Source organism: Streptomyces sp. NBC_00536, assembly GCF_036346295.1.
Classification (GTDB): Bacteria; Actinomycetota; Actinomycetes; order Streptomycetales; family Streptomycetaceae; genus Streptomyces.
Map to the genome: position 1 here is coordinate 470,229 of NZ_CP107819.1, position 23,870 is coordinate 494,098.

Genomic DNA, 23,870 nt, shown 5'->3' on the forward strand with positions numbered 1-23,870 from the left:
TCATGGGTGGGGGCTCACTTCGCCATCTGCTGCTGGGCCTTGGACAGCTTGGCCTTCACGGATTCGGTGGTGACGGCGCGCCCGGCGGCGGCGTCGGCGAAGAGTTCCTTGACGGCGGTGCCGACGGCCGTCTCGAACTGGGACTCCTCGGGGACCTGCGGGAGCGGGGCGGCGCTGGTGCCCAGGGTGGTGCGCAGGACGGTGAGGTCCTCGGTGGCGAAGGCCTGGTCCTGCTGGGCGGCCTTGACCGGCGGGATCGAGCCGTAGGTCTTGTTGAGCAGCTTCTGTTCCTCGTCGCTGGTCATGAACTTCACGAACCGCAGCGCGCCGTCGATGTTGTCGGTGTTCTTGAAGACGGCCATGTTGATGCCCGCGACCATGGAGTTGGTGTTCCTGCCCTGGCCGGGTGCGCCGCCCGCGGGGACCGGGACGGGGGCCACGCCCCAGTCGCCCTCCTTCATGCCGTGAGCCTTGAAGCTGCTGGCCGCGCTCTGCCAGAGCACCATGGCGGTCTTGTTGTTGGCGAAGTCCTGGAGGGACTGGTTCTTGTCGTACTCGGCGTTGCCGGGCGCGATGATCTTGTCCTTGGCCATCAGGTCGACGTACTGCTTGACCGCTTCGACGTTGGCCGGGGTGTCGAAGGTGGGCTTGCCCGCCTGGTCGAAGAACGCGGCGCCGTGCTGCCTGGACAGGACGAAGGCCTGGTGGATGTTGTTCGAAAGGTTCGAACCCTCCGCGCCCAGCGCCCACTTGCCGTCCTTGGACAGCTTCTGGCCGGTGGTGACCATCTCGTCCCAGGTGGCGGGCGGCTTCGCGATGCCCGCTTCCCGGAACATCTTCTTGTTGTAGTAGAGCGCGTACGACATGGAGTACAGGGGGACGGCGGCCGGGTCCTGGCCGCTCGCCCCCGCGGAGCCGATCGCGGACTCGACGAAGCGGTCGCGCCCGCCGATCGCTTCGAAGTTCTCGGCGTTCCAGGGCAGCAGCGCGCCGGTGGCCTGGAGGGAGGAGGACCAGGTGTTGCCGATGTTGAGCACGTCCGGACCCTGGCCGGAGGCGGTGGCCGCCAGGATACGGTTGAGAAGGTCGGCCCAGGGGACGACCTCCAGCTTGACCTTGATGCCGGTCCGCTCCTCGAACTTCTTCAGCTCCGGGCCGAGGGTCGCCTGGTCCGCCGCGATGTCGGGGCCCTGGTTGGAGGCCCAGTAGGTGAGTTCCTTGGGGGCGGTGTTGGAACCGCCCTCGTCGCCGGTGGAACCGCCGCCGCATGCGGTGGCGGCGGCCAGCAGGGAAGCGGTGACCACGGCGGCGGCCGCGGCTCGGGTTCTGCGCATGGCGGATCGGCCCCTTTCAACAGGGTCGGGCGAGCGGCCTGTTGGAGGTCCGGGGGCCGCCTTTCGGCCGCCCCGTCGCTTCCAGGCCTTAATTTAGGACGTGAGTTAAGCCTCGGGAAAGGGTCGCGTCAAGGGGTCGCGCAAGGGTATGTTGCGAATCGTTGTCAGGGCGGAAGGAGCCACATGACGGGCAGTCACGGACGTACGGTGCGGGACCTGCGGCGCGGCAACCGCAGCGCCGTGCTGCAGCGGTTGTACTTCGGCGGACCCATGAGCCGCCAGGAGCTGGGCCCGGTCACCGGACTCAGCTCCGGATCCGTCAGCAACGTGGTCGGCGAACTGGTCGCCGACGGCCTGCTGGAGGAAGCGGGCATCGTCGACTCCGACGGCGGCCGGCCGCGCACCCTGCTCCGGGTGGCGCCCGGCAGCGCCCACATGATCGGGGTCGACGTCGGCGAAACCCGGGTCCGGGTCGAGCTGTTCGACCTGACCCTCACCGAACTCGCCCGCACCGAACTCCCGTTGCTGCCGCGCGGCTGCTACGACGTCGGGCCCATCGTCGACCACATCCGCACCGGCATCGCCGCCGTCCTCGCCGAGGCGGGCGTCGGTACGGACCGGCTCCTGGGCGTCGGCATCGGCGTCCCCGGCATCATCGAGCGCGGCGCGCCCGGCGGCACCGTGGTGCACGGCCAGACCATCGGCTGGGACGCGGTCCCGTTGGAGGCCCTGCTGCGCGCCACCGGGGCCGTGCCCGAGGAGGTCCCGTACCTCATCGACAACGGCGCCCGCACCCTCGGCCAGGCGGAGATGTGGTTCGGGGCGGGGCGCGGGGCGCGCGAGGCCGTCGTCGTCCTGTTCGGCTCCGGCGTGGGCGCCAGCCTGGTCACCGACGGCTCCCCCGAGGGCGGTTCCACCGACGGCACCCCGCTGGAGTGGGGCCACCTGACGGTGTCGGTGCGCGGGCGGCGCTGCCGGTGCGGCGCCCTGGGCTGCCTGGAGGCGTACACCGGGGCCGAATCGCTGCTGGCCCGGTGGGCGGAGCGGGGCGGCGGCGCCGGGGAGGTCCAGGACGAGGAGGAGGCCCTCGCGGTGCTGCTCGCGCACTCCACGGCCGGGGACCCGGTGGCCGTGGACGTCCTGGAGGAGACCGCCGAGTACCTGGGCGCCGGACTGTCCGACCTCATCAACCTCTTCCAGCCCGAGCGGATCCTGATCGGCGGCTGGGCGGGGCTGATGCTGGGCCCGCACATCCTGCCCTCGGTCCGCGCACACGCCCGGCGCCACTCGCTGCGCCACCCCGCCGACCGGGTCACCATCGACCTCGGCTCACTGGGCCCGGACGCGGTCACCGTGGGCGCCGCCACCCTGCCCCTGTCGGCCTTCTTCACCACGGGCGGCCGCCGCCCCGCCCCCGCTCCCCCGGCCGAACCCCCGGGCTGGCACGCCTCCCTGGCCACGCGGGGCGGGAGCCGCTGACGGGCCTTCCTCAGGGCGCGGGACGGGCCCGGGGCGCCCGGGCCGCGCGGGTCGCCGCCAGGGCGACCACGAGCAGCAGCAGGGTCGCCAGTACGAGCGCCGGGCGCGGCCCGTGTCCGAGGGTGAGCGCGCCGCCCGTCAACGCCCCGGCGAGCAGGGTCAGTACGGTGACCAGACGGCGTACCGAGGCCGGACCCCAGCGGTCGGCGGCGAGCCCGGCCAGCGCCCGGGTGACGACCGTGGTGGTCAGGTCGGGCACGCCGAGCCGGTGCACGACCCCGTTCTGCAGGCCCATGCCGAGGGCCAGCGGGACGATGACGGCGAGCTGCCCGGCGCCGCCCTCCCGGGTCGCGAGCGCCGCACCCACCAAGGCGGCCTGCACGGCCACCAACGGGCCGGCCAGACCCGCGGCCTCCCTCGTCCGGCGCAGCCTCCCGGCCACCAGCGCCCCGGCGAGGAAGGCGGCCAGGGCCACCGCGGAGGCCTCCGCGGACAGGGTGCGGTCCCCGGCGAGCGCGAAGCCGAGGAAGACGACGTTCCCGGTCATGTTCGCGACGAAGACGTGGTCGAGCCCGAGGAAGCTGACCGCGTCGACCAGTCCGCTGACGAAGGTCAGGACGATCAGCAGCGGGGGCAGCACCCCGTGCGGGTTCCCCGCGCCCGCGTCCCCTCCCGCCGGACCGGGGGCCGGGCCGGGCGGGAACAGCAGGTCGCCCAGTATGCGCAGCGCCCCGCGACGCGCGGTGGCGGTCGGGCGGGGCGGCGGATCGGATTCCATGCGCGCACTCCCTCAGGATCTGCGGCCGAGCCGCCGACGGGGGAATCGTACTGATCAGCGGTGCGCTCCGGGGTCAGCGACTCCCGGCGGGGATTGCCGACGCGGTGCGGGCCGCCTCGCTGGCGGAGCGTTGGCGCCCCTGACAGAGTCCCCGTTCTCATGGTGTTCCGGGTCACGGTTGAAGTCGCCCATGACGGTCCACGCGCGGCCCGCTGAGGTCGCTTGGTGAGCATGCACGACCTCGCCGCGGGTCTGGGCGCCCGGGATCGGCCGTCGCCAGGTCAGGCCGAATCCCGGACGACCAGCCGCGGCTCGAACAGCACCGGCGTGGCGGCTTCCACCGCGGTCCCGACCGCCGGCGCAGCCGCCACGGGAGCCGCCACGGCGTCGAGCAGCAGCCGGACCATCTCCGCCGCCATGTCCTCCACCGGCTGGCGTACGGTCGTCAGCCGCGGGCGGCAGGACAGGGCGGCGCTGGAGTCGTCGAAGCCGACGACGGCCACGTCGTCCGGGATCCGCCGGCCGTGCTCGCGCAGCACCAGGCAGGCGCCCTGGGCCATCAGGTCGTTGGCCGCGAACACCCCGTCCAGGTCCGGGTGTTCGGCGAGCAGCCGGAGCATGGCCCCTTCACCGCCCTCGACCGTGAAGTCCGCCCCGGCGACCGCGAGCGGCGGCCGCCCGGTCGCCCCGAGGGCCTCCGCGCAGCCCGCCACCCGCTCCCGGCTCGCCGGTACGCCGGCGGGCCCCGCGATGACCGCGATGCGGCGGCGGCCGCCCGCCAGCAGGTGCCCGGCCGCGAGCGCGCCGCCGTCCCGGTGCCGCAGGTCCACCGACGGCAGGGGCACGTCCGGTTCGGGCCGCGCGAACAGGACGGCGGGCAGTCCGGCCCGCGCGAGCAGTCCCGGCAGCGGGTCGTGCGGGTGGGTGGAGACCAACAGGGCTCCGTCCGCGCCACCTTGGGCGAGGTAAGCGACCAACTCTGCCCGGTCCGCGTCCGTTTCGGCGCACATCAGTACCGGATGCACCCCGCGCGGGCGCAGCGCGCGCACCACGCCGCTGACCACCCGGCCGAAGAAGGGGTCCTGGAAGACCCGGGCCGCGAACTCGTCCGGTGTGTCCGTGCCCGCCCCGGAGACCACCAGCGCGACCGCCCCGGCCCGCCGGGTCACCAGGGAGCGGGCGGCCCGGTTGGGCACGTACCCGGTGGCGTCCACCGCGCGCTGGACGGCCTGCCGGATCGCGGGATCCACGTTGCGGATGCCGTTGACCACGCGGGACACGGTGGCGCGGGACACCCCGGCGGCCCGGGCGACGTCCTCCAGGGTCGGCGCGGCGCCCGCGCCCGACCCCGCGCCACCGCTCCCGCCCGTGTGCCGCCCCGTGTCCATGGCGGCACTGTATCTCCCGGTCCGGGCCGGCCCGCGCCTACACCTCCAGCACGGTCCGGAGCGGCAGGTCGCCCGCCGTCGGTCCGGCGAGCACCTCGTACCCGCCCGGTTCCGTGACCCAGGTCCCGGCCGCCGGGGACCAGTACTGGAGGGCGCGCTCGGGGATCCGTACCACCGCCGTCACCCGCTCCCCCGGGCCGGCCTCGGCGGCGGCCCAGCCCGCGAGCCAGCGCGCCGGGCGGTCCACGGCCGAGCCGGGGCGGGCCAGGTACAGCTGGACCACCTGACGGCCGTACCGCGCCCCGGTGTTGCGCAGGGTCACCATGAACTCGACGGTGTCCGTGGCCTGTTCGGCCGGGGAACGGTCCAGACTCTCGAAGTTCCAGTCCGTGTAGCCGAGTCCGTGCCCGAACCAGTACACGGGCGCGCGGCCGGTGCGCAGCCAGGCGCGGTGGCCGATGTGCAGCCCCTCGGCGTACGGGAGTCGGCCGTCGGCGTCGGGGCGGGTGTCCCGGACCGGGGCGTCGGCGAGGACGGCGGGCCAGGTGGTCGGGAGGCGGCCGCCCGGTTCGCGCCGGCCGAGGAGGACGTCGGCGAGCCCGCCGCCCGCCTCCTGCCCCGGGAACCAGGACAGCAGCACGGCGCCCGCGTCCGCGCGCCAGGGCAGCTCGACGGGCCCGCCCGCCTGGACGACGACCGCCGTGCGCGGGTTGGCGCGCAGCACCGCCCGCACCAACTCGTCCTGGGGCGGCGGGAGTCGCAGGTCGCCGCGGTCGCGTCCCTCGCACTCGGTGCCGTCGGTGGTGCCGACGACCACGACCACGGCGTCGGCCGCGCGCGCCGCGGCCCGCGCCGCCGCGAGCGCCTCGACCGGGTCCCGGGCGGGCGGCGCGGCGGCCAGGACGGTGGCCCGGCCGGTGCCGGGCGCGAGCCGACGGCGTGCGGACACCCGCACGTCCCGGCCTTCGGTGAGGTGGATCCGGGCGGTGTGGAGCGGGGGCCGGACGTGCACGACGGCCGGGTCGTCCGTCTCGGCCGGGAACTCGCCGTCGAGCAGATCCACTCCGTCCACGGTCAGCCGCATCCGCCCGAAGCCGCCCAGCCCGAGCGTCCAGACGCCGCTCACCGCAGGACGGAGTACGACGGCCAGCTCGACGGTGTCGGATCCGGGAGGGAGTTCGGGCTCCAGCACCCGGCCCGAGGGCACGCACACCGAGTGCAGGGTGACCCCCCGGGCGTCCAGGACGCGCGTGCGCACTCCCGGCTCACCCGTCTCCGGATCGCGGGAGAGCCCCCGCCCCACGGGCACCGGTCCCCCGTCGTGCGGGGCCGGGCCCGGGGCGTGCAGGACCCGCACCTGCGGGGGCAGCGCGGCCCGGATACCGTCGAGCGGGCTCACCACGGAGTGCGGGAACACCTCGGCGCTGCCGCCCCCTTGGACCCGCGGGTCCCCGGCGTGGGCGCCGATGACCGCGAGGGTGCGCAGCCGCCCCGCGTCGAACGGCAGTACCCCCCGGTTCTCCAGCAGCACGGCGCTGGCCGCCACGGCATCCCGCAACACCGCGGCCGCTCCCGTCGCCGCGGCCGCTTCCGTCGCCGCGGCCGATCCCGTCTCCGCGGGGCCCTGCGCTGCCGCACGGCCCCCGGGTGGGTTCAGGGCGCCGACCCGGGCCGCCAGGCGCAGCAGGCGGCGGGTCTTGTCGGCCACGGCCTCCTCCCGGACCCGGCCGGACCGTACCGCCCGGACCAGTTCCTCGCCCCACGGACCGCAGGGCCCCGGCATCGCGAGGTCCTGGGCGGCCGCCCCGGCGGCGGCCGTCGAGCGGACCGCGCCCCAGTCGGAGACCACGGCCCCGTCGAATCCCCACTCCCCCTTCAACGGCTCGGCGAGCAGGCAACTCTCGCTCATGGTGGTGCCGTTGACCCCGTTGTACGCCGACATCACCAGCCAGACCCCGGCCCGCACGGCCAGCTCGAACGGCGCCAGGTACAGCTCGCGCAGCACGCGCTCGTCGATCCGGGCGTCCAGGGTCAGCCGGCCGGTCTCCGAGTCGTTGGCGACGTAGTGCTTCGCGGTGGCCGCGACACCCCGGGACTGGATGCCCCGGATCAGCGCGGCTCCGGTGCGACCGGCCAGTAGCGGATCCTCGGAGAAGCACTCGAAGTGCCGTCCGGCGAGGGGGCCGCGGTGCAGGTTGAGCGTGGGGGCGAGCAGGACGTGGACGCCCTTGCGCCGGGCCTCGTCGCCGAGGAGCGCGCCGAGGCGGCGTACCCGGTCCTCGTCCCAGAGCGCGGCGAGCGCACTCGCCGAGGGCAGCAGGGCGGAGGTGTCGCGCTCGTCCCAGCCGGGGCCGCGCACTCCGGCCGGTCCGTCCGAGAAGACCATCTCCCGCAGCCCGACGGCGGGTTCGGCGGCGGTCCGCCAGGTGTCCGCGCCGGTCAGCAGCCGCACCTTCTGCCGCAGGTCCAGCTTGTCCGCCAGCAGTCGCACGCATTCCTCGCCGTCACCACCACCACCGCCGCGCATGCGGGCCCCTTCACGTCGGATCGCCGGGTTCTCGGGAGAGCGCTCTCCCAGATGATCCCGGGCCCCTCCGGAGCCTGTCAACGGTGGTGAACACTCGGCGAGTTCGGAACGCCATGCGAACCGAGCGGCACGCCTCGGCGGCCGCTCGGTTCCCGCGCTGTTCCGGATGAAGAGGTTTTCCCGGCGAAGTGGTGCTCCCGGGCGGTCAGTTCACCGTCACGGTCACGGTGGGCGACACGGCATCGCCGACCATCACCCGCAGTTGTTCCTTGCCCTTGTCCCGGAAGGTGTTGTCCAGGGAGTAGCTACTGCCCTGTTTCACGGTCGTACTCGCGTGCAGCGTCGTCCACTTGGTGCCGTACTTGTGCTGCAGCACCACCTTGGCGCCGATCGGCACGCCCTTCGTCCGGCCGGTGAAGGTGACCTTCCCGCCCGCCTTGACCGTGGTCGGGGTCGCCGTGAGGGTCACGGTGGCGGTCGATGTGGAGGCCGAGGCGGAGGCGGAGGGGCTCGGCTTGGGACTCGCGGCGGCGGAGGCGAAGGTACCGGCGGCTCCGGCCGCCAGCAAGGCCGCGGACAGCGCGCCGACGGCGGCCATCCGGACGCGGCGACCGCGCGGGCCGTACGCGCCGCGCGGGCCGCGCAGGTCACTCGGTGTGGCGTTCACATTGGACTCCCGTCGTGACGGTCTCCCCCATGTGGAGCGAAAACACCCACAATGGGGCGATTCATGCGGGTTCGATGCTACGGACCTCCGCCGACGCGTGTCGACTCGATCATGGCCGCCGGGACGGTGAGCGCCGGTTCAGTGCCGCTCGGCTGATCCAGTACGTGAGGATCAGCCCCCAGAAGACCGGGAAGGCCAGCCCGCCGACCAGTCCGGCGCCGAGCCCCGGAAGGGCCAGGACGACCACCGAGCACAGGGCCATCACCGCCACCGGCACGGCCATCGCGACCACCGGCGGGCAGGCGCGCGCGGTGAGCAGCATCGGGCGCCGCAGCCTCGGGGAGATCTTGCCGCGCTGCCACAGCACCCAGCCCGCCCACAGCCCCACGAGCAGCACCGCCACGGTCGCGGTGACGGCGGTCCGGGCGGTGTCTCCGGCGTCCTGCGGAGCCCGGGAGCCGATGGCGAGCACGAATCCGATCAGGGCGGGCCAGCGGGCTCCGGCCGCGACCCCCCAGGCCATGGCCTCCAGGTTGTGCCGGGCGTGCCGGTCGTCCCGGTCGAGGGCGGCGGAATCGACGAACCCCTCGGCGGCGCGGGTCCAGGCGGCGCGGCTGAACCAGCTGCGCCGCATGTGGAGCGTGGCCAGGTTGTTGTGGGCCTCGCTGTTCTCCGGATCGAGGCGGAGGGTGGTCTCGTAGGCGAGCCGGGCGGTGGCCCGGTCGCCGAGGCGGTGGGCGAGCAGTCCGACCATGAAGTGGGCCGCCGGGGCCTGGGGTTCCAGCTCGGTGGCGCGCCGGGCGGCGTCGTACGCCTCCTTGCGGCGGCCGCGCTGTCCACCCTGTTCCAGGACGACCGCGAGGCAGTGGTGGCCACCCCAGAAGAGCGGGCTGAGCGCGATGCAGCGGTGCGCGGCCTGTTCGGCCTCGGCGAACCGGCCCAGCTTGGTGAGGGTGTCGACCCGTACGAGCCATGCGTAGGTGTCGTCGGGTGCGACGCGCAGGGCTTCGTCGACGCATCGCAGCGCGCCGGCCGGATCTCCGAGCGAGCGGCGGCAGCGGGCGAGCAGGATCAACGCCCTTCCGTCGTCGGGGTGTTCGGCCAGATGGGCGCCGACGAGCGCCGCGGCCTGCGCGAAGCGGCCGAGGTCGTGCAGTGCCTCGGCGCGGTCGAGGCCGCCGTCGCCGTCGGCCCGCTCCGCGCGGGGCGGCTCGTCGTGGGGCGCCTCGTCGTGGGGCGGGTCGGCTCGGGGCGGCTCGGCGCTCATTTGATCTTCTTCCGGTCGTGGAGGACGGTCACCAGGGCCGGGACGAGTCCGGTCCAGAACACCACCTGCGGAACGCCGCGAGCGGTCCACGGGACGACGGCGAGCAGCACTCCGGCGAGCGTCGCCCAGGCCGCCTGGCCGAGCACCACCCGGGCCCACGGCTCGCGGGCGATCAGCGGGCGCACGCTCAGGCGCGCGCCGAGCCGCATCCGCCGGTAGCGGCGCCAGGCGCCGAAGCCCCAGACGGCGCTCATCAGGGCGAGCGCCCACAGCCGCATGCCGATCGGCAGCGGCAGGGCCTTGGGCACCTCGCCCTCGGTCGGGAAGACGTCGAGGGCGGCCGCGGCGATGGCCAGGCAGGCGAGGGCGAGCCAGCGGGTGCCGCGCAGCATCCGGTAGACGGCGGCGTCAAGCCCGGAGCGCAGGTCGGCCGAGCCGGGTACGGCGGCCAGCGCGGCGGCGAAGGTGTCGGCGGCCCGGGCCGCGCTGGTCCCGGGTTTGTCGGCCTCGCGGCGGGCGAGGTAGGGCACGGCGAAGGTGTTGCCCGGGTCCGTGCCGAGCAGGGTCTTGCGGGCTTCCTCGGCGGCCTCCGCGCGTCCCGTCTCGGTGGCGACGTAGAGCAGCACTTCGAGGACCCACCGCTCCTCGGGGCCGAGGCGGGCGGCGGCGCGCGCCTCCTCCCAGGCCTCGTCGGGGCGCTGCGGGTCGGCGAGCATGAGGAGTTCGGCGCGTCCGGCGCGTGCGAGCCAGTTGTCCGGGTCGATCCGGACGGCGCGTTCCATCATGTCCAGCGCGTCGGCGTAGCGGCCGACCCGGCGCAGGCAGAAGGAGCGGACGAAGTAGGCGTCGTAGTGCTCGGGGTCGCGGACGAGCACCTCGGCGGTGGCGTCGTATGCCTGCTGGTAGTCCCGGAGCTGGAAGTGGGCGCGGGCGAACCAGACCCGGGCGAAGAGGTCTTCGGGGTCTTCGGCCAGCCGGCGCCCGAGCACCTCCAGGGCCCGGTCGGCGCGGCCCAGATCGACCAGGGCCATGCCCTGCTCGGCGAGCGGGTCCCGCCCGTGCCGCGGCGGCCTGACGGTGGGCTGCCCGGTCACAGCTTGCGCTTCTTCTTCAGGTAGGCGAGCAGGTCGTCGTACATGCCGCCGTCGTTGGCGAACATGGCCACGTTGCGGGCGGAGGCGAACCAGGGCTCGCTGGAGGGGCGGATCTGCTTCGCGGCGGAGAGCAGGTCCTTCATGCCGATCATGCGGACGGTGCCGGTGCGTGCGGAGTCGAGCAGGGCGGTCTCGGCGGCCGTCTCGCAGACGTGGGCGAGGTCCGCGCCGGAGAAGTCCTCCGTGGCCTTGGCGAGTTTGCCCAGGTCGACGCCTTCGATGGGGCGTTCGCGCAGGTGGTAGTGGAGGATCGCCTCGCGGGCGGCGGCGTCCGGCGGCAGCACGAGCAGGGTGCGGTCGAGCCGGCCCGGGCGGCGCAGGGCGATGTCCACGTCCCAGGGGACGTTGGTGGCGGCGAGGACGAAGACCCCCTCGTGGGCGCCGCTGCCGACCCCGTCGAGTTCGGTGAGCAGCTGGTTCACGACATTGCGCAGACCGCTGTGGGCCGTGCGGCTGCGCTTGGCGCCGAGGGCGTCCAGTTCGTCGAGGAAGACCACGCAGGGCGCCTGACGGCGGGCGGTCTCGAAGATGTCGTGGACGTTCTTCTCGGACCGGCCGATCCACATGTCGAGGATGTCGGAGAGCGAGATGGACATGAAGCTCGCGCCGAGTTCGCCCGCCACGGCGCGGGCGATGAAGGTCTTGCCGCAGCCGGGCGGGCCGTAGAGGAGCAGGCCGCCGCGCAGGCTCTTGCCGTAGAGCTTGCGCAGTTCCGGGTTGCGCATGGGCGCGAGGAAGGCCGCTTCGAGCCGGTCCTTGACGTCCTGCATGCCGCCGACGTCGGCGAGGCGTACGGTCCCGGGCGCGTCGATGTCCCAGGGGGAGTCGGCGTCGTCTCCGTCCGGGCCGCCCGCGCCGTCGCTGGTGAGGGGCCGTTCGCGGCCGTCCTCGGCACCGGCACCGGCACCGGAGTCCGCCACGAAGCGGGGGCCGACGACCCCGTCGAGGTCCTGTTCCGCGGCGGCCCAGTCGAAGCGGGGGGCGGCCGCGGGGGTCCCGGGGGTGGCCGGGGCGGCGGGCGGGGCCGCGGGTCCGGCGGGCGGGAGGCCCATCGCACGGACCATCAGGGCGCGGACGTCGGCGTCCGCGGGCGCGTACTGGAGGGCGACGGCGGCCTCCGCCACGGCGGCGTCGGGGCGGCCCGCGGCGAGCAGCATCTCGGCGAGGTGCAGGCGCAGGGGAACGTCCTCGGGCGCGGCGGCGACCGCCGTGCGCAGGCTCCGGATCAGGGGGGACTCGTCGGACATGGCTTCACCCTATGGAGTGAACCCGAGGGGACGAAACCCGGCCCCCGTCGGGACGAAACCCGGCCCCTGTTGACTGGCCGGCCGACAGGTGCTCCCGCAGCGCGACGGTGGATCATGGGTGTCCGGGCCGCGGACCAGCGGCTCGCGGAACCCCCCTGTCCCGCCAACCGTAGGAGAGAGCACATGGCAGTTCCGGCCAGCACCCCCGCCACCACTCCGGTCACCGTCGTCACCGGGGGCAGCAGGGGCATCGGAGCGGCGACCTGCCTGCGCCTGGCCGCCGACGGACACCACCTGGCCCTCGGTTACGTCCACGACACCGTCGCCGCCGAAGCCACCGCGGCGAAGGTGCGGGCGGCCGGCGGACGGTGCGTGACCGTGCGCGTGGACACCTCCGAGGAGGCCGACGTGGACCGGCTGTTCGACCGGGCGCGGGCCGAACTCGGCACGGTGACCGGGCTGGTCAACAACGCGGGGGTGACGGGGCCGCTGGGCCGCCTCGCGGACGCGCGCACCGAGGACCTGCGGCGGGTGCTGGACGTGAACCTGCTCGGGTACCTGCTGTGCTGCCGCCGGGCCGCCCGCGACATGGCCGCCTCGGGCGGCGGGGCGATCGTCAACGTCTCCTCGGCCGCCGCCACGCTCGGGGCGCCCGGGGACTACGTCCACTACGCGGCCAGCAAGGCCGGTACCGACGCCCTGACCGTGGGCCTGTCCAAGGAACTCGGCGCGGACGGGATCCGGGTGAACGCGGTGGCGCCCGGCATCATCGACACCGACATGCACGCGGCGATGGGCGACCCGGACCGCGCGGCCCGCTCGGGCCCCGGGATCCCCCTGGGACGTCCGGGCCGGCCCGGGGAGGTGGCGGCGGCGATCGCCTGGCTGCTGTCCGCCGACGCCTCGTACACGACGGGCACGGTCCTGCGCGTCTCCGGCGGCCGCTGACCCCCGCACACGTGCAGAGGCCTAGCTGCCGTCCATCGCGGCGCGGGTCCGGGGGCCGTAGATGCCCGAGGGGTCGCCGGTCAGGCCGCGGTCGCGCTGGAACTGCCTGACGCCGCGCCGGGTCTGCTCGTCGTACACGCCCGAGACGGAGACGTACGTGAACCCCTGCGCGAAGAGCCGTTCCTGCAGGGTGCGCACCTCGGCCCCGGAGTCGCCGGGCCGCAGGGTGCCGCCGCCCGTCGGGGCGGTCGGCGTCGGGGGCCGCTCGACGACGGGCCCCCCGGACGACGGGGAGCGGCCCGGTGACGGGCTGCCGGAAGCCGCCGGGGCGGAGGCCGACGGGGCGGGCGCGGAAGGGCGTACGGACCCGGTCGAGGACGCGGCGGGCTCCTCGGCGCCGGGGCTGCGGCCCAGCAGCCGGGGACCGGCCGCCGCGGGCGGGCTCACCGGGCGCGGCGGGTCGTCGGGCGGGGAGTGGAGCAGGGCCAGCAGGGTGCCCGTGGTGAGGAGCGCGAGGAGGGCGAGGACCACCAGCGAGTTGCGCGTGCCGTGTTCGCGCCGCCCGGCCGTGGGCGGTTCCGGTGCCGGTGCTGGTGCCGCTGTCGGCACGGCCGCGGTCGCCGCCTCGGCGCGCGGGGCGGGGGCCGGTGCGGGCTCCGGGGTGTGCCGCGGCCAGGGCGGGGCGCCCGTGCGGTGCGGGGCCGCCCGGCGGGACGGCCGCCCGCCGTGGGCGACGTAGGGGCGCACGAGGAGCCGGTCGTCGATGACGGGGCCGTTCTCATCGGGGTGGTGGGGCACGGTCGTCTCCTGGCAGGGACAGCGGTCAGGGGGCGGCCCCCGGCGTCAACGTAGCGCGAACCCGACGCCTCCCCGACGGCGGGGCCGGAACCGGCCGTTCCCCCCGGCCGGAAACGCCCGCCGGGACGGTGGCGGCGGGCGTGGAGAGGTGGTCGACCGCCGGCCCGCCGGTGAACGCCCCCGCGGCGACGGCCGGGTTGAACGGGGCGACCACCAGCGAGGTGGCCGCCTCCGCGGCGGCCGGTCCGGTCGGGGTCCCGATCAGAGCCAGTACCACCGGGAGCGCGAGCGTGATGACCAGCGGGCGTCACCCGTAAGCGGTACGGGACTCCGTCGTGCGGGCCGCGCATGGGGCATGGTGGAGGGATGCAGTTGCGCCGGGCCGTTCCCCTGTCCCTCGCCGTGCTCCTCGCGAGCGCCGGATGCGGCTCCGTCGGTGACGGCGCCCCTGCTCCGGCCCCCGCCCGTCCCACCGTTCCGGCCGCCGATTCCCCCGCGCCGCCTCCGCTCGGCAGGCCCAACGGGCCGATGCGTGCCGGTACGCCCTCGGGCCCGCTGTTCGTGGAGAGCGACCCGGCGCCGGCCGTCCGGCCCGGCCCCGGCACCGACGCGTCCCCGCCCGCACCCGCACCCGCGGCCGGGGAATCGCGCCGGACCGGCGAGCGCGCCATGACGCCGTCGGCGCCCCGGCGGACCGCCCCCCGCAAGCCCGCGCCGTCGCACCCGCGCCGGTACGCGGCCCCGCCGCCCGCGCGGCTGCCCGCGCAGCCGGAGATGGACGACCTGTGCACGGCCGCCGAGGGCGCCCTCCCGCCGTCGGTCCTGGACCTGTGCGTGGGCCGGTCCGGCGGCTGAACGACAGCAGGTGAACGACCGCGGGTGAACGACAGCAGGTGAACGACCGCACTGGAGAACGCGCACCGGAAAGCGCGATCATCACTTGACCCTCCCCCTGTGTGAGGCCCTGCACTGGAAGGCGTCATGTTCACCATCGGAGACTTCGCCAAACACGGCCGGGTGTCGGTCCGCATGCTGCGTCACTACGACGCCATCGGGCTGCTGCGCCCCGCCCGTGTCGACCCCGGCAGTGGCTACCGCCACTACGAGGCCGCCCAGCTCTCGCGGCTCAACCGGATCATCGCGCTCAAGGAACTCGGCTTCAGCCTCCAGCAGGTGGGGTCGATCCTCGACGAGCGGGTGGGTCCGCAAGAGCTGCGCGGCATGCTGCGGCTGCGCCGGGCGGAACTGGAGAGCGCCATGGCCGCCGCGGCGGACCGGCTCGGCCAGGTCGAGACGAGGCTCCGGAGCATCGAGAGCGAGGGAACCATGTCCACCGACGACATCGTGGTCAAGAGCCTGCCCGCCGTGCGGCTGGCCGAGTTGACCGGGATCGCCGCGAGTTACGCGCCGCAGGACATCGGGCCGGTCATCGGCCCGCTGTACGACGAACTGTGCGCCCGGCTGGAGGCGGCCCGGGTGACGCCCACGGGGCCCGGCGTCGCGTACTACGAGGACGCGCCGGAGCCGGACGGCGGGGCGATCCTCGTCCACGCGGCCCTGCCGGTGGCGGCGGCGGTCCGCGCCGAGGACCTGGGCCCGGATACGGCGATCGTCGTGCTCCCGGCGGTGGAGCGCGCGGCCACCGTGGTGCACCGGGGCGCGATGGACGACGTACTGCCCAGTTCGCAGGCCCTGGCGCGGTGGATCGACGCGCGGGGCCTGCGATCGGCCGGTTACGCGCGCGAAGTGACCCTCGCGTGCCCGCCCGACCGGGCGGAGTGGGTCACCGAGCTCCAGGAGCCGATCGCCTAGCCGCTCTTCCGCGGGTCCGCGCGGGCGGCGCAGGCAGCGCGGCGGGGCGCAGGCGGCGCAGGGTGGTACGAGCCTGGTGGCCGCGGCGGCGCCACTCGGCGCGCGGGATGCCCGCCCGCTGCCCGCCGCCGGTGATCAGGGCGTTGACCGGGGTGTGCGGGTCGGCGGCCATCCCCTTGGCCACCAGCACGCCGACGACCAGCGGGAGCAGGGCCACGGCGAGGGCGCTCCCGGCGGTGGTGACGTTCCGCAGGCTCGGGCGGCGGGTGCGGAGGGCGGCGTCGGATGTCATGTGCTCATTCGACCAGCGGCGGCCGCGCGGGGAATCGGGCGGCGTACTCAGGTCGTTGGGTGGGTGGTACTCAGTCGGCGGCGCGAGCCGGGAGGGGCAGGACACCATGGCGCACGGCGACAGCGGCGGGTTCGAGCCCGCGACGGGTGACGGACCGGCGCCCACGGGCGGTCCGGCGGCGGCGAAGGCCCGGGCCGCGGAGGTGCGTACGGCCTACGAGGGCCTGCTCACGATGCGCCGGATCCTGGGCGGCGGCTCCGCGGCGGCCGAGGGGCCGGACGCCGTCCCCGCGCCCTGGGAGCGGCAGCGGATGCCGCGCGCGGTGGCGCTCGTCCTGGAGGCGGCGGGCTTCGCGCCGTCGGCGCTGGACGCGGCGGGCGGGCGCACCGCCACCGGCTACCGGGTACGGCCCGGGGAAGCCCCGGAACGGGTCGAGGTGACCTGGGTGGGTCCCCCGGGCGGCGGGGCCGCCGGGGCGGAGGAGGAGCGGCTGACGGCCTGCGCCGAGACGCTCGGGCGGCACGGCTGGGAGTGCCTGCTCTACCGGGGCCCGCGCCGCCGCCGCTTCCTGGAGGTGGAACCGCGGCACTGAACACGGCCCCCGGCCCGGCCCGTCCCCCGCGCCGAAATCCACTGTCGCTCCCGACGCCGTTCGTGCACGCTCGTCGGATGAGCATGATGGACGCCTTCGCGACCCGGGTCACCGACGGCGAGACGGTGGGGCCCTCCGGGCCGCCGGGGCTGCCCGGGGTGATTCCGGCGGCGCGGGTGGAGTTGGTGCCGTTGGCCGTGGGGCATGCGGAGGAGATGGCCGGGGTGCTGGGTGACCCTGCGCTGTACCGCTTCACCGGTGGGGAACCGGAAGATGTCGACGCGCTGCGCGCACGCTACGCCCGGCAGAGTGCGGGTTCGCCCGACCCGGCGGTCCTGTGGGGCAACTGGGTGGTGCGGGTGCGCGGTGACGGGCGGCTGGTGGGGACCGTACAGGCCACCGTCGCGGACGGCGCCGCGGAGGTGGCCTGGGTGATCGGCACGGCCTGGCAGGGCCGGGGGTTCGCGCGGGAGGCCGCGTACGCGCTGGTGGCCCGGCTGACGGACGCCTCCGACGGCCGGGCCACCGTCGCGCACACGGTGGTCGCGCACGTCCATCCGGACCACCACGCCTCGGCGGCGGTGGCCGCCGCCTGCGGACTCGCCCCCACCTCCGAGGTGCAGGACGGCGAGGTCCGCTGGCGGCGGGGCGGGCCTCCCCGCGCGCGCTGATGTCACGCCTGGTCTGAATCGGCTTCGAGCCGGGTCGTCTCGGCCCGCAGCCATGCCGTCAGCCGACGGACGCGTGCGTCCCGCTCGGGTGGTTGACGGCTGAGGAGGTGGTAGCCGGTGCCGTCGGGAACGAAACCGAAGGGTGCGACGAGTTGTCCTCGCTCCAGGTCGTCGCGGACGACGGCGTACGGGGCGATCGCGACCCCGACGCCTGCCACGGCAGCCTGGAGAGTCAGGTAGAAGTGCTCCAGGGTCTGCTCGGAGGCGGGCTCCGCTGTCATGCCGGTGATGCGTCGCCAGTCGTCCCACGCCTGCGGCCGCGTGCCGGTGTGCAGGAGGGCGGCCCCCGTCAGGTCGGCAGCCCCCACCAGGTCGGCGGCGCCGGTCAGGCGGGCCGCGAGATCGGGCCGGCAGACGGGTCCGATCCGCTCCGCGAACAAGCGGGTCCGGCTCACCTCTTCGGGAAACGGGAAGTCGTCCCGGCGGATCGCGAGGTCGATGTCGTCCCGCTCGAAGAAGACGGGACCGCCGCCCGCGGACAGGTGGACCGTGACGCCCGGGACGTTCGCGGCCAGATCGGGCAGGCGGGGAATGAGCCACCGCATCAAGAGCGTGGGCTCGCACGAGAGGGTGAGCGGTCCTGCGGTGGTGCGGTGCGAGATCTGCCGGGCGGCCGCATCGATCTGATCGAGTGCGTCCCGGACGACGGCCGCCAGCTGACGAGCCTGCGGGGTCGGGCGCAGCGCGCGTGCCTGCCGCTCGAACAGTGTTGTCCCGAGGGACCGCTCCAGGTTCTGGATCTGTCGGCTCACCGCGCCGTGCGTCACGTGCAGTTCCTGCGCCGCCGCGGTCATGCTCGCGTGCCGGACGGTCGCTTCGAAGGGCAGCAGAGTGTTCAGAGGGGGCAGACCCGGCCATCGCATGCGTGAATTTTATTCACAGGTCCCGTGAGAACGAATCGTTTGTCCAGCCCCTTTGCCTGAACGACCATCGATCCAGTCACAGAAAATGCTGGCCTGCGGAGAGGTGGAACATGACATGACATTCCGCGACGAGGTGCGGTCGGGCATCACCGTCCTGGCGGATGACCTCACCAGCGCCGGGGACGGTGCCGCACCGTTCCGCCGGACCGGCCACGAGGCCCGGATCCTGCTCGCCGCCCCGGCGGCGGTGCCGCGGCACGCCACGGGCGTGACCGCGGTCGACCTCGGGAGCCGCGTCCTGGACGAGGAGTCCGCCGCTCTGCACACGTGGCGCGCGGCGCGCCTGTTCGCCGGCTCCGAGCTGCTCTTCAAGACGGTGGATTCCACCCTGCGCGGTCATGTCGCGGCAGAGGTCCGGGCCGCGCGGGCGGGATCGCGGCGGCGGGCCGTCGTCATCGCTCCGGCCTTCCCGGCGGAGGGCAGGGTGACGGTGGCGGGAGTCCAGTACGTACGGGGTGTGCCGGTCCACGAGAGCGACTTCGCACGTGACCCGGTACACCCCGTGCGGTGCTCGGACCTCGTGACCCTGTTCCCGGAGGCCGTTCTCGCAGAGCCAGGGCCGGGGCCGGGGTTCGCGGCCGAGCTGCCCGGGCTGATCGGCAACGGTGACCTGATCGTCTGCTCCGCCGCCAGTGACGGCGACCTCGACCGCCTGGTGGCGGCGGTGCCACGCCTCGACGACGTGCTGTGGGTCGGCTCCCCGGGTCTGGCGGCCGCCCTCGCCCGACGGTGCGCACGCGCTGCCGGCAGCGCTGCTCCGGTGCCCGCGCCGGCCCGGCGCCCACTGATCGTCGTAGGAAGCGCCAACCCCACGAGCCGGGCTCAGCTGGCCGCGCTCCGTGCCCGGGCGGATGTCCAGGGGATCACCGTCAGCGGCGATCCGGCCACGGCAGTGGAGACGCTGCGCGGCCTGACGGCCCCCGTCCTCACCCTGCGGACACCCGATGAGCGCCACGCGCCACACACCGCGCGAGCACTCGCCCGCTCGCTGGCAGCGGTCGTCCAGGCGCTGATCGAAGAGGGCTTGGTCGACGCGCTCGTCGTCACCGGGGGAGAAACGGCCGCGACCGTGCTCCGGACCCTCGATGCCACCGGCATCGGCCTGGTCGACGAACCCGAACCCGGCGTCGCCCGCGGAACCCTGCTCGGGCGGCTCCCCCTCCCCGTGCTGATCAAGGCGGGCGGCTTCGGCGACGACGCCATGCTCCTGCGCCTGTGCCATCTCATCCGACATCCCTGCGACCCCGACCCGGGAGACCACCCATGACCCCGATCGCCATCACCATGGGCGACCCCTGCGGCATCGGCCCCGAGATCACCCTCAAAGCGTGTGCCGATCCCCGGCGCACGGTGCCCGTCGTCGTCATCGGCGACGCGGACGTCCTCGCCCGCGCCGACAGGATCGCCGGCACACAGCTCACCATCCGCCCCATCACATCCGTCGGCCACGCGACGTTCGCACCCGGCACGGTGGACGTCCTCACCGAGAACGGCCTTCCGGTCGACCTGCCCTGGGGCACGCTCGACGCCCGTGCCGGAGCGGCGTCCTTCCAGTACGTCCGCCGCGGTATCCAGCTCGCCATGGCCGGCGAGGTACGGGCCCTGGTGACCGCTCCGATCAACAAGGAAGCACTGCGCATGTCCGGCGTCCCCCACCCCGGGCACACCGAGATCCTCGCCGACCTGTCCGGCACCACGGACTACGCGATGATGATGGCCACCGACGAGCTGCGGGTCGTCCTGGTCACCGTGCACCAGTCCCTCCGCACCGCGATCGACGCGATCACCACCGCCCGCGAACTCGACGTCATCCGCCTCACCCACCGCACGCTCCAGCGCGGCGGTCTGCCCGCCCCGCGCATCGCCGTGGCCGGCCTCAACCCCCACGCGGGGGAGAACGGCCTGTTCGGCCGCGAGGACCTGGACGTCATCACCCCCGCCATCCATGCCGCGCAGAGCGAAGGCATCCGGGCGAGCGGACCCTGGCCCGCCGACACGGTCTTCATGCGAGCCCGCGCCGGAGCCTTCGACGCCGTGGTCGCCCAGTACCACGACCAGGGCCTGATCCCCGTCAAGTACCTCGGGATCGAGCACGGCGTCAACATCACCATCGGCCTGCCCTTCGTCCGCACGAGCGTCGACCACGGCACCGCCTTCGACATCGCGGGTCTCGGCACGGCCGACCACACCAGTCTGCTGACCGCCTTGCGCCACGCCGACCGCCTGTCCTCAGGGGCACCGGACCGCCCCTGACCGATGACCGACTCACATCAACCCCGCGACAGAGGGCCGGAGGACACCGTGGACTTCATCTTCATGCTGACCCGCGACGATCGCACCGTCACCGACTGCCTTGAGGTCCTCGACACCATCGAGGACCTCGGCATCACCCACATCGGATTCAAGGACATCGGCGTCGACCGCGACACCCTTGGCCGGCTCCACGCCCGCATCAAGGACAGGGGCGCCACCACGTACCTCGAAGTCGTCAGCACCGACCGGAGCCAGGCCCTCGCCTCGGTGAGGACGGCCGCCGAACTCGGCGTCGACTGGCTGATGGGCGGTACCTGGACCGAGGAGACCCTCAGCCTCCTGCACGGCACGTCCATCGGCTACCTGCCCTTCGCCGGAGAACCCTTCGGGCACCCCACCCGCCTCGCCGGCACACCGGACCGCATCGCCGACGACTGCCGACGCGCGGAAGCCGCGGGCTGCGCCGGCATTGACCTTCTCGCCTACCGCGCCACCGATGCCGACCCCCTCGACCTGGTCCGCGCCGCCCGCGCCGCCACCACCGGCCGCCTCGTCGTCGCCGGCTCCATCACCGGCACCGATCAGATACAGGAACTCGCATCAGCCGGAGCCGACGCCTTCACCATCGGATCCGCCGCCTTCGACGGCTCCCTCCAGCCCCACGCCGGAACCATCCGGTCCCAACTGGCACCCGTGGTCGGTCTGTCAGCAAGCATGTGAAGGGGGCGCGGGCCACCTCGGCCCGCGCCCCCTCGACCAGCATCGCCGCTACGGCACCGCCGCTACTGCGGTCCGAAGGTCAGGGTCAGCTGCGGGGTCCCCTCGTTCGCGCCCGCTTCCGAGGACCACAGCCACGCCGGGTCGGTGCCCGGGTCGGTCAGCGCCAGGCTGTACGAGCCGTTCAGGGCCGCCGCGACGGTGGCCACGTCGAGCGTGGTCGTGGCGACCGCGGAACCGTCCGCGATCCCCGCGAAGCTCCCGAGGGGCGTGCCGCCGAGGGCCGGGCGGTTGTTGTAGGTCGTGCCCGTCTCCGTCCACGCCCCGGTGACGGGGACCACGGACACGGTGTCCGTCGTTCCCGCTCCGCTCATCGTGCTGGTCTTCACGCTCAGCGTGGCCGACTTCAAGGCCGTACCGGCGGGCGCCGCGGGCAGGTTGAAGCGCAGGTAGCTCTGGTAGAGCGCGCTGCCGCCCACCGCCAGCGAACCGGAGGTGCCGAAGTTGCTGCCGGGCGCGCCCGCGTTGGCGTAGGTGTCCTCGGCGGCCTGGACCTGGACCACCGAGTCCGCCGGGGCGGTGGCGAGAGCGAAGTGGTTCTGCACCTGCGCGGGGGTGAGCACCGTCGGGTAGACGGCGGTCTCGTCGAGCTGGCCCGCCCAGTAGTCGCTCGTGGGCCGCTCCGGCCAGCCGTTGAGGTTGTCGCCGCCCGCGTGCCAGTAGCCGGCGAAGTTCTCGTTGGTGGTGACGTTCAGAGTGCCCTTCTGTGCGCCGTCGACGTACAGGACCATGCCGCCCGCGCCCTGGGTCGCGACGACGTGGTGCCACTGGTTGTCGTTGTAGCGGGCGGTCCCGCCGGTGGTGATGGTGCGGGTGGCGCCGGTGTAGACGCCGTAGGTCAGGCGGCCGTCGTTGGTCATGTAGAGGTGCTTGTCGTACTGGTTGCTGTTGTTCGACTGGTTGCTGCCGAACCCGAACAGCTTGCCGCCGCGCGTGGTGTTCGTCTTGAACCAGGTCTCCAGCGTGTACGTGTTCCCGACCGTCGTGCGGCGGTCGCCGTACACCTGGGTGTTCGTGCCGTTGAAGCCGATCGCCGTGCTCGCGCCGGTGACCGCGCCGGGCGTCTGGCGCAGCGCCGGGGCGTTCAGGTGCACGCCGCTGGAGTTGCCGCCGTCCGAGGAGTCGGCGACGAAGGGGAGCACGCTCTCGTCGTAGCGCCAGTACTGCGTGGCGCCGTCCGTGCGCACCTGGTTCGGGTAGGCGTCCACGGTGGCCGGGACGGTCACCGAGGCGGTCGCGGAGAGGGCGCTGGTGTTGCCCGCGCCGTCGGTCGCGGTCACCCGGTAGCTGTAGGACTGGCCCGCCGAGACGGTGGTGTCGGTCCAGGACGCCTGCGGGCGCCGGAAGAACAGCGAGTCGGCGTCGACCGTGGCGATGGGCGTGGCCGAGCCGTTGCGGTAGATCTTGTACGTGAGCGTGCTGTCGTCGAGGTCGAGGCTGGTGCGCCAGCGGACCTGCGCCTGGCCGGGTTTGTAGCTGACCGCGCTCGCGACCGGGACGGTCGGCGCCCCGGTGTCCCCGGTGGAGGCGAAGCGGGTCAGGCTCTGCTGCGCCGCGCCGTTGACGGCGGTGAACTCGCCGCCGACCCACAGGTATTGGACCCCGGCCTTGGAGCCGACCGTCATCACGCGCGGGCCGATGCCCTCGCCGATGCCGTCGTTGGTGTCGGGCGCCCAGCCCAGCTTCGCGGTGCCGGTGGTGGGCTCGGCAAGCAGGTGGTGGCGCTGTCCGTCGGGGTATTCGCCGACGCTGGAGCAGTCGTGCGCGTGCGAGGCGCTGTAGAGCACGTTCTGGTAGGGCAGTACGGCCTGGGTGGCGCCGAGGCAGGTGTCGCGCCACCGCTGGTTGAAGTCGCTGAGGTTGAGCGCGATCCGGCCGTCGAACACCCCGCCGCCGGTGCCTTCGTTGCCGGTGTAGAAGCCGGTGGCGTCCACCGCGATGTCCTTGACGACCGAGTTGGTCTCGATGAAGCCCGGGTAGGACTTGGTGAGCGCGCCGCTGGTGGCGTCCACGACGGCGAGCGCGTGGGTGTTCGTGCCGTTGACGGTGAAGAAGTCGCCGCCGAGCAGCACGTTGTGGCCGTCTGGGGTGATCTCGACCGCGCGGCCCGGTTCGTCGGCGTCGGCCGTGAAGGGCGTGAGCGCGCCGTCGGTGGTGGTGACGGCGGCGAAGCGCTGGCGGGGCTGGCCCTGGACGGTCAGGAAGTCGCCGCCCGCGTAGACGGTGTCGTCGGTGACGGCGAGTGCGCGGACGGTGGCCGCGAAGGACGGGTGGAAGGAGGCCTTCGGGGTGCAGGTCGCCACGTCGATCGCGGCGAGGCTGGAGACCGGGGTGCCGTTGACGGCGCCGAAGTAGCCGCCCGCGTACAGGGTCTGCTTGTCCGGGGACAGGACCAGCGTACGGACGGTGGCGGTGCCGCCACCGCCGAGGGTGAAGGAGAGCTTGCAGGCGGTCGGCGCGCCGGTCGCCGCGTCGAGGGCGACGAAGTTGACCGCCGACTGTTCGGCTCCGGCGCCGCCCTCGGGCGGCCGGACGGCCGAAAAGGTACCACCGGCGAAGATGGTGCCGCCCGCCTCCGCGAGCGCCCAGACGACGCCGTTGGGCTGCCAGGTCGACAGCGCGTCGGCCGTGAAGGCCACGGGCGGCGTGAGCGCCGCCGCCTGTGGCACCAGGCCGAGTCCGACGGCGGCGGCGCCGCCGGAAAGGGCCAGGGCGAGCGCGGTCGCCAGGCCTTTGGATCTGTGCATGAACCCCCCAGTTCAGTGTGCGGGCACGGTGTGCGCATGGCCGGAAACAGCTGATCCGGAACATGCGTACGGGCGCACCTTAGGGGGAATTCGCCGTCCATTCATCACACTTGACCCATCGGATGCCGAACGGGATACGCCGGCCCGTACGCCCGT

Annotated in this window: 21 protein-coding genes; 9 read left to right on the forward strand and 12 right to left on the reverse strand. The window is 74.2% G+C overall.

Annotated features, from left to right (window positions below; translation table 11 throughout):
- Nucleotides 1–14: 14 nt before the first annotated feature.
- Nucleotides 15–1,334, reverse strand: a complete 1,320-nt coding sequence (locus OHS33_RS02075; protein ID WP_330328641.1) for an ABC transporter substrate-binding protein — start codon at nucleotides 1,332–1,334, stop codon at nucleotides 15–17.
- A 183-nt stretch (nucleotides 1,335–1,517) separates the two neighbouring features.
- On the opposite strand from OHS33_RS02075, the gene OHS33_RS02080 reads away from it, so the two are divergent.
- The gene (locus OHS33_RS02080) at nucleotides 1,518–2,813 is read left to right on the forward strand and encodes an ROK family transcriptional regulator (RefSeq protein ID WP_330328642.1); all 1,296 of its coding nucleotides are present in this window, start codon (nucleotides 1,518–1,520) and stop codon (nucleotides 2,811–2,813) included.
- Between the two features lie 10 nt (nucleotides 2,814–2,823).
- On the opposite strand, the gene OHS33_RS02085 is transcribed toward OHS33_RS02080, so the two are convergent.
- The 7 genes from OHS33_RS02085 to OHS33_RS02115 all read right to left on the reverse strand — a co-directional run bounded on the left by OHS33_RS02085 (nucleotide 2,824) and on the right by OHS33_RS02115 (nucleotide 11,841).
- A complete protein-coding gene (locus OHS33_RS02085) occupies nucleotides 2,824–3,591 on the reverse strand; it encodes a YoaK family protein (protein WP_330328643.1) in 768 nt (255 codons plus the stop codon).
- A gap of 281 nt (nucleotides 3,592–3,872) precedes the next feature.
- Entirely contained in the window at nucleotides 3,873–4,979 is a 1,107-nt protein-coding gene (locus OHS33_RS02090; protein WP_330328644.1) for a LacI family DNA-binding transcriptional regulator, read from the reverse strand.
- Between the two features lie 37 nt (nucleotides 4,980–5,016).
- Nucleotides 5,017–7,506 carry a glycoside hydrolase family 3 C-terminal domain-containing protein gene (locus OHS33_RS02095; RefSeq protein ID WP_330328645.1) on the reverse strand — a complete coding sequence of 830 codons (2,490 nt, stop codon included), beginning with the start codon at nucleotides 7,504–7,506 and terminating at the stop codon, nucleotides 5,017–5,019.
- Between the two features lie 205 nt (nucleotides 7,507–7,711).
- A complete protein-coding gene (locus tag OHS33_RS02100) occupies nucleotides 7,712–8,173 on the reverse strand; it encodes a hypothetical protein (protein ID WP_330328646.1) in 462 nt (153 codons plus the stop codon).
- Nucleotides 8,174–8,282: 109 nt separating this feature from the next.
- On the reverse strand, nucleotides 8,283–9,440 hold the full coding sequence (locus OHS33_RS02105; RefSeq protein WP_330328647.1) for a tetratricopeptide repeat protein: 1,158 nt from the start codon (nucleotides 9,438–9,440) through the stop codon (nucleotides 8,283–8,285).
- Nucleotides 9,437–10,534 carry a tetratricopeptide repeat protein gene (locus OHS33_RS02110; RefSeq protein WP_330328648.1) on the reverse strand — a complete coding sequence of 366 codons (1,098 nt, stop codon included), beginning with the start codon at nucleotides 10,532–10,534 and terminating at the stop codon, nucleotides 9,437–9,439. The genes OHS33_RS02105 and OHS33_RS02110 overlap by 4 nt, the downstream gene beginning before the upstream one ends.
- Nucleotides 10,531–11,841 (reverse strand): ATP-binding protein, encoded by a 1,311-nt coding sequence (locus tag OHS33_RS02115; RefSeq protein WP_330328649.1) that lies wholly within the window; start codon nucleotides 11,839–11,841, stop codon nucleotides 10,531–10,533. Before OHS33_RS02115 ends, OHS33_RS02110 begins: the two co-directional genes overlap by 4 nt.
- Nucleotides 11,842–12,024: 183 nt before the next feature.
- Here OHS33_RS02115 and OHS33_RS02120 point away from each other — a divergent pair, with 183 nt between their 5' ends.
- On the forward strand, nucleotides 12,025–12,789 hold the full coding sequence (locus OHS33_RS02120) for an SDR family NAD(P)-dependent oxidoreductase (protein ID WP_330328650.1): 765 nt from the start codon (nucleotides 12,025–12,027) through the stop codon (nucleotides 12,787–12,789).
- 21 nt (nucleotides 12,790–12,810) lie between these two features.
- Here OHS33_RS02120 and OHS33_RS02125 read toward each other — a convergent pair whose 3' ends face one another.
- Entirely contained in the window at nucleotides 12,811–13,587 is a 777-nt protein-coding gene (locus OHS33_RS02125; protein ID WP_330328651.1) for a peptidoglycan-binding domain-containing protein, read from the reverse strand.
- Between the two features lie 366 nt (nucleotides 13,588–13,953).
- Between OHS33_RS02125 and OHS33_RS02130 the strand changes: the two genes are divergently transcribed.
- On the forward strand, nucleotides 13,954–14,442 hold the full coding sequence (locus OHS33_RS02130; protein WP_330328652.1) for a hypothetical protein: 489 nt from the start codon (nucleotides 13,954–13,956) through the stop codon (nucleotides 14,440–14,442).
- Between the two features lie 126 nt (nucleotides 14,443–14,568).
- Nucleotides 14,569–15,399, forward strand: a complete 831-nt coding sequence (locus tag OHS33_RS02135; RefSeq protein WP_330328653.1) for a MerR family transcriptional regulator — start codon at nucleotides 14,569–14,571, stop codon at nucleotides 15,397–15,399.
- Here the strand turns inward: OHS33_RS02135 and OHS33_RS02140 are convergent.
- Complete coding sequence (locus OHS33_RS02140) at nucleotides 15,371–15,691, reverse strand: hypothetical protein (RefSeq protein ID WP_330328654.1); 321 nt, start codon at nucleotides 15,689–15,691, stop codon at nucleotides 15,371–15,373. The genes OHS33_RS02135 and OHS33_RS02140 overlap by 29 nt on opposite strands.
- Before the next feature lie 106 nt (nucleotides 15,692–15,797).
- On the opposite strand from OHS33_RS02140, the gene OHS33_RS02145 reads away from it, so the two are divergent.
- Nucleotides 15,798–16,283 carry a hypothetical protein gene (locus OHS33_RS02145; protein ID WP_330328655.1) on the forward strand — a complete coding sequence of 162 codons (486 nt, stop codon included), beginning with the start codon at nucleotides 15,798–15,800 and terminating at the stop codon, nucleotides 16,281–16,283.
- 83 nt (nucleotides 16,284–16,366) lie between these two features.
- Nucleotides 16,367–16,954, forward strand: a complete 588-nt coding sequence (locus OHS33_RS02150; RefSeq protein WP_330334869.1) for a GNAT family N-acetyltransferase — start codon at nucleotides 16,367–16,369, stop codon at nucleotides 16,952–16,954.
- Between the two features lie 2 nt (nucleotides 16,955–16,956).
- Here the strand turns inward: OHS33_RS02150 and OHS33_RS02155 are convergent, their stop codons facing one another.
- On the reverse strand, nucleotides 16,957–17,877 hold the full coding sequence (locus tag OHS33_RS02155; protein WP_330328656.1) for a LysR substrate-binding domain-containing protein: 921 nt from the start codon (nucleotides 17,875–17,877) through the stop codon (nucleotides 16,957–16,959).
- Between the two features lie 115 nt (nucleotides 17,878–17,992).
- Between OHS33_RS02155 and OHS33_RS02160 the strand changes: the two genes are divergently transcribed.
- From OHS33_RS02160 to OHS33_RS02170, 3 genes are read left to right on the forward strand one after another with little or no spacing between them, the layout of a single operon-like run.
- The gene (locus tag OHS33_RS02160; protein WP_330328657.1) at nucleotides 17,993–19,204 is read left to right on the forward strand and encodes a four-carbon acid sugar kinase family protein; all 1,212 of its coding nucleotides are present in this window, start codon (nucleotides 17,993–17,995) and stop codon (nucleotides 19,202–19,204) included.
- Nucleotides 19,201–20,190, forward strand: coding sequence for a 4-hydroxythreonine-4-phosphate dehydrogenase PdxA (pdxA, locus tag OHS33_RS02165; RefSeq protein ID WP_330328658.1), 990 nt, complete (start codon nucleotides 19,201–19,203; stop codon nucleotides 20,188–20,190). The genes OHS33_RS02160 and pdxA overlap by 4 nt, the downstream gene beginning before the upstream one ends.
- 48 nt (nucleotides 20,191–20,238) lie before the next feature.
- Nucleotides 20,239–20,910, forward strand: a complete 672-nt coding sequence (locus tag OHS33_RS02170) for a hypothetical protein (protein WP_330328659.1) — start codon at nucleotides 20,239–20,241, stop codon at nucleotides 20,908–20,910.
- Nucleotides 20,911–20,972: 62 nt separating this feature from the next.
- Here the strand turns inward: OHS33_RS02170 and OHS33_RS02175 are convergent, their stop codons facing one another.
- Nucleotides 20,973–23,714 carry a CBM96 family carbohydrate-binding protein gene (locus tag OHS33_RS02175; RefSeq protein ID WP_330328660.1) on the reverse strand — a complete coding sequence of 914 codons (2,742 nt, stop codon included), beginning with the start codon at nucleotides 23,712–23,714 and terminating at the stop codon, nucleotides 20,973–20,975.
- Between the last annotated feature and the right edge of the window lie 156 nt (nucleotides 23,715–23,870).

Excerpts from the sequence above, each read along its gene's own strand:
- OHS33_RS02075 (WP_330328641.1), bottom strand. The coding sequence starts at position 1,334 with ATGCGCAGAACCCGAGCCGCGGCCGCCGCCGTGGTCACCGCTTCCCTG.
- OHS33_RS02080 (WP_330328642.1), top strand. The coding sequence starts at position 1,518 with ATGACGGGCAGTCACGGACGTACGGTGCGGGACCTGCGGCGCGGCAAC.
- OHS33_RS02085 (WP_330328643.1), bottom strand. The coding sequence starts at position 3,591 with ATGGAATCCGATCCGCCGCCCCGCCCGACCGCCACCGCGCGTCGCGGG.
- OHS33_RS02090 (WP_330328644.1), bottom strand. The coding sequence starts at position 4,979 with ATGGACACGGGGCGGCACACGGGCGGGAGCGGTGGCGCGGGGTCGGGC.
- OHS33_RS02095 (WP_330328645.1), bottom strand. The coding sequence starts at position 7,506 with ATGCGCGGCGGTGGTGGTGGTGACGGCGAGGAATGCGTGCGACTGCTG.
- OHS33_RS02105 (WP_330328647.1), bottom strand. The coding sequence starts at position 9,440 with ATGAGCGCCGAGCCGCCCCGAGCCGACCCGCCCCACGACGAGGCGCCC.
- OHS33_RS02115 (WP_330328649.1), bottom strand. The coding sequence starts at position 11,841 with ATGTCCGACGAGTCCCCCCTGATCCGGAGCCTGCGCACGGCGGTCGCC.
- OHS33_RS02120 (WP_330328650.1), top strand. The coding sequence starts at position 12,025 with ATGGCAGTTCCGGCCAGCACCCCCGCCACCACTCCGGTCACCGTCGTC.
- OHS33_RS02130 (WP_330328652.1), top strand. The coding sequence starts at position 13,954 with ATGCAGTTGCGCCGGGCCGTTCCCCTGTCCCTCGCCGTGCTCCTCGCG.
- OHS33_RS02135 (WP_330328653.1), top strand. The coding sequence starts at position 14,569 with ATGTTCACCATCGGAGACTTCGCCAAACACGGCCGGGTGTCGGTCCGC.
- OHS33_RS02140 (WP_330328654.1), bottom strand. The coding sequence starts at position 15,691 with ATGACATCCGACGCCGCCCTCCGCACCCGCCGCCCGAGCCTGCGGAAC.
- OHS33_RS02145 (WP_330328655.1), top strand. The coding sequence starts at position 15,798 with ATGGCGCACGGCGACAGCGGCGGGTTCGAGCCCGCGACGGGTGACGGA.
- OHS33_RS02150 (WP_330334869.1), top strand. The coding sequence starts at position 16,367 with ATGATGGACGCCTTCGCGACCCGGGTCACCGACGGCGAGACGGTGGGG.
- OHS33_RS02155 (WP_330328656.1), bottom strand. The coding sequence starts at position 17,877 with ATGCGATGGCCGGGTCTGCCCCCTCTGAACACTCTGCTGCCCTTCGAA.
- OHS33_RS02160 (WP_330328657.1), top strand. The coding sequence starts at position 17,993 with ATGACATTCCGCGACGAGGTGCGGTCGGGCATCACCGTCCTGGCGGAT.
- pdxA (WP_330328658.1), top strand. The coding sequence starts at position 19,201 with ATGACCCCGATCGCCATCACCATGGGCGACCCCTGCGGCATCGGCCCC.
- OHS33_RS02175 (WP_330328660.1), bottom strand. The coding sequence starts at position 23,714 with ATGCACAGATCCAAAGGCCTGGCGACCGCGCTCGCCCTGGCCCTTTCC.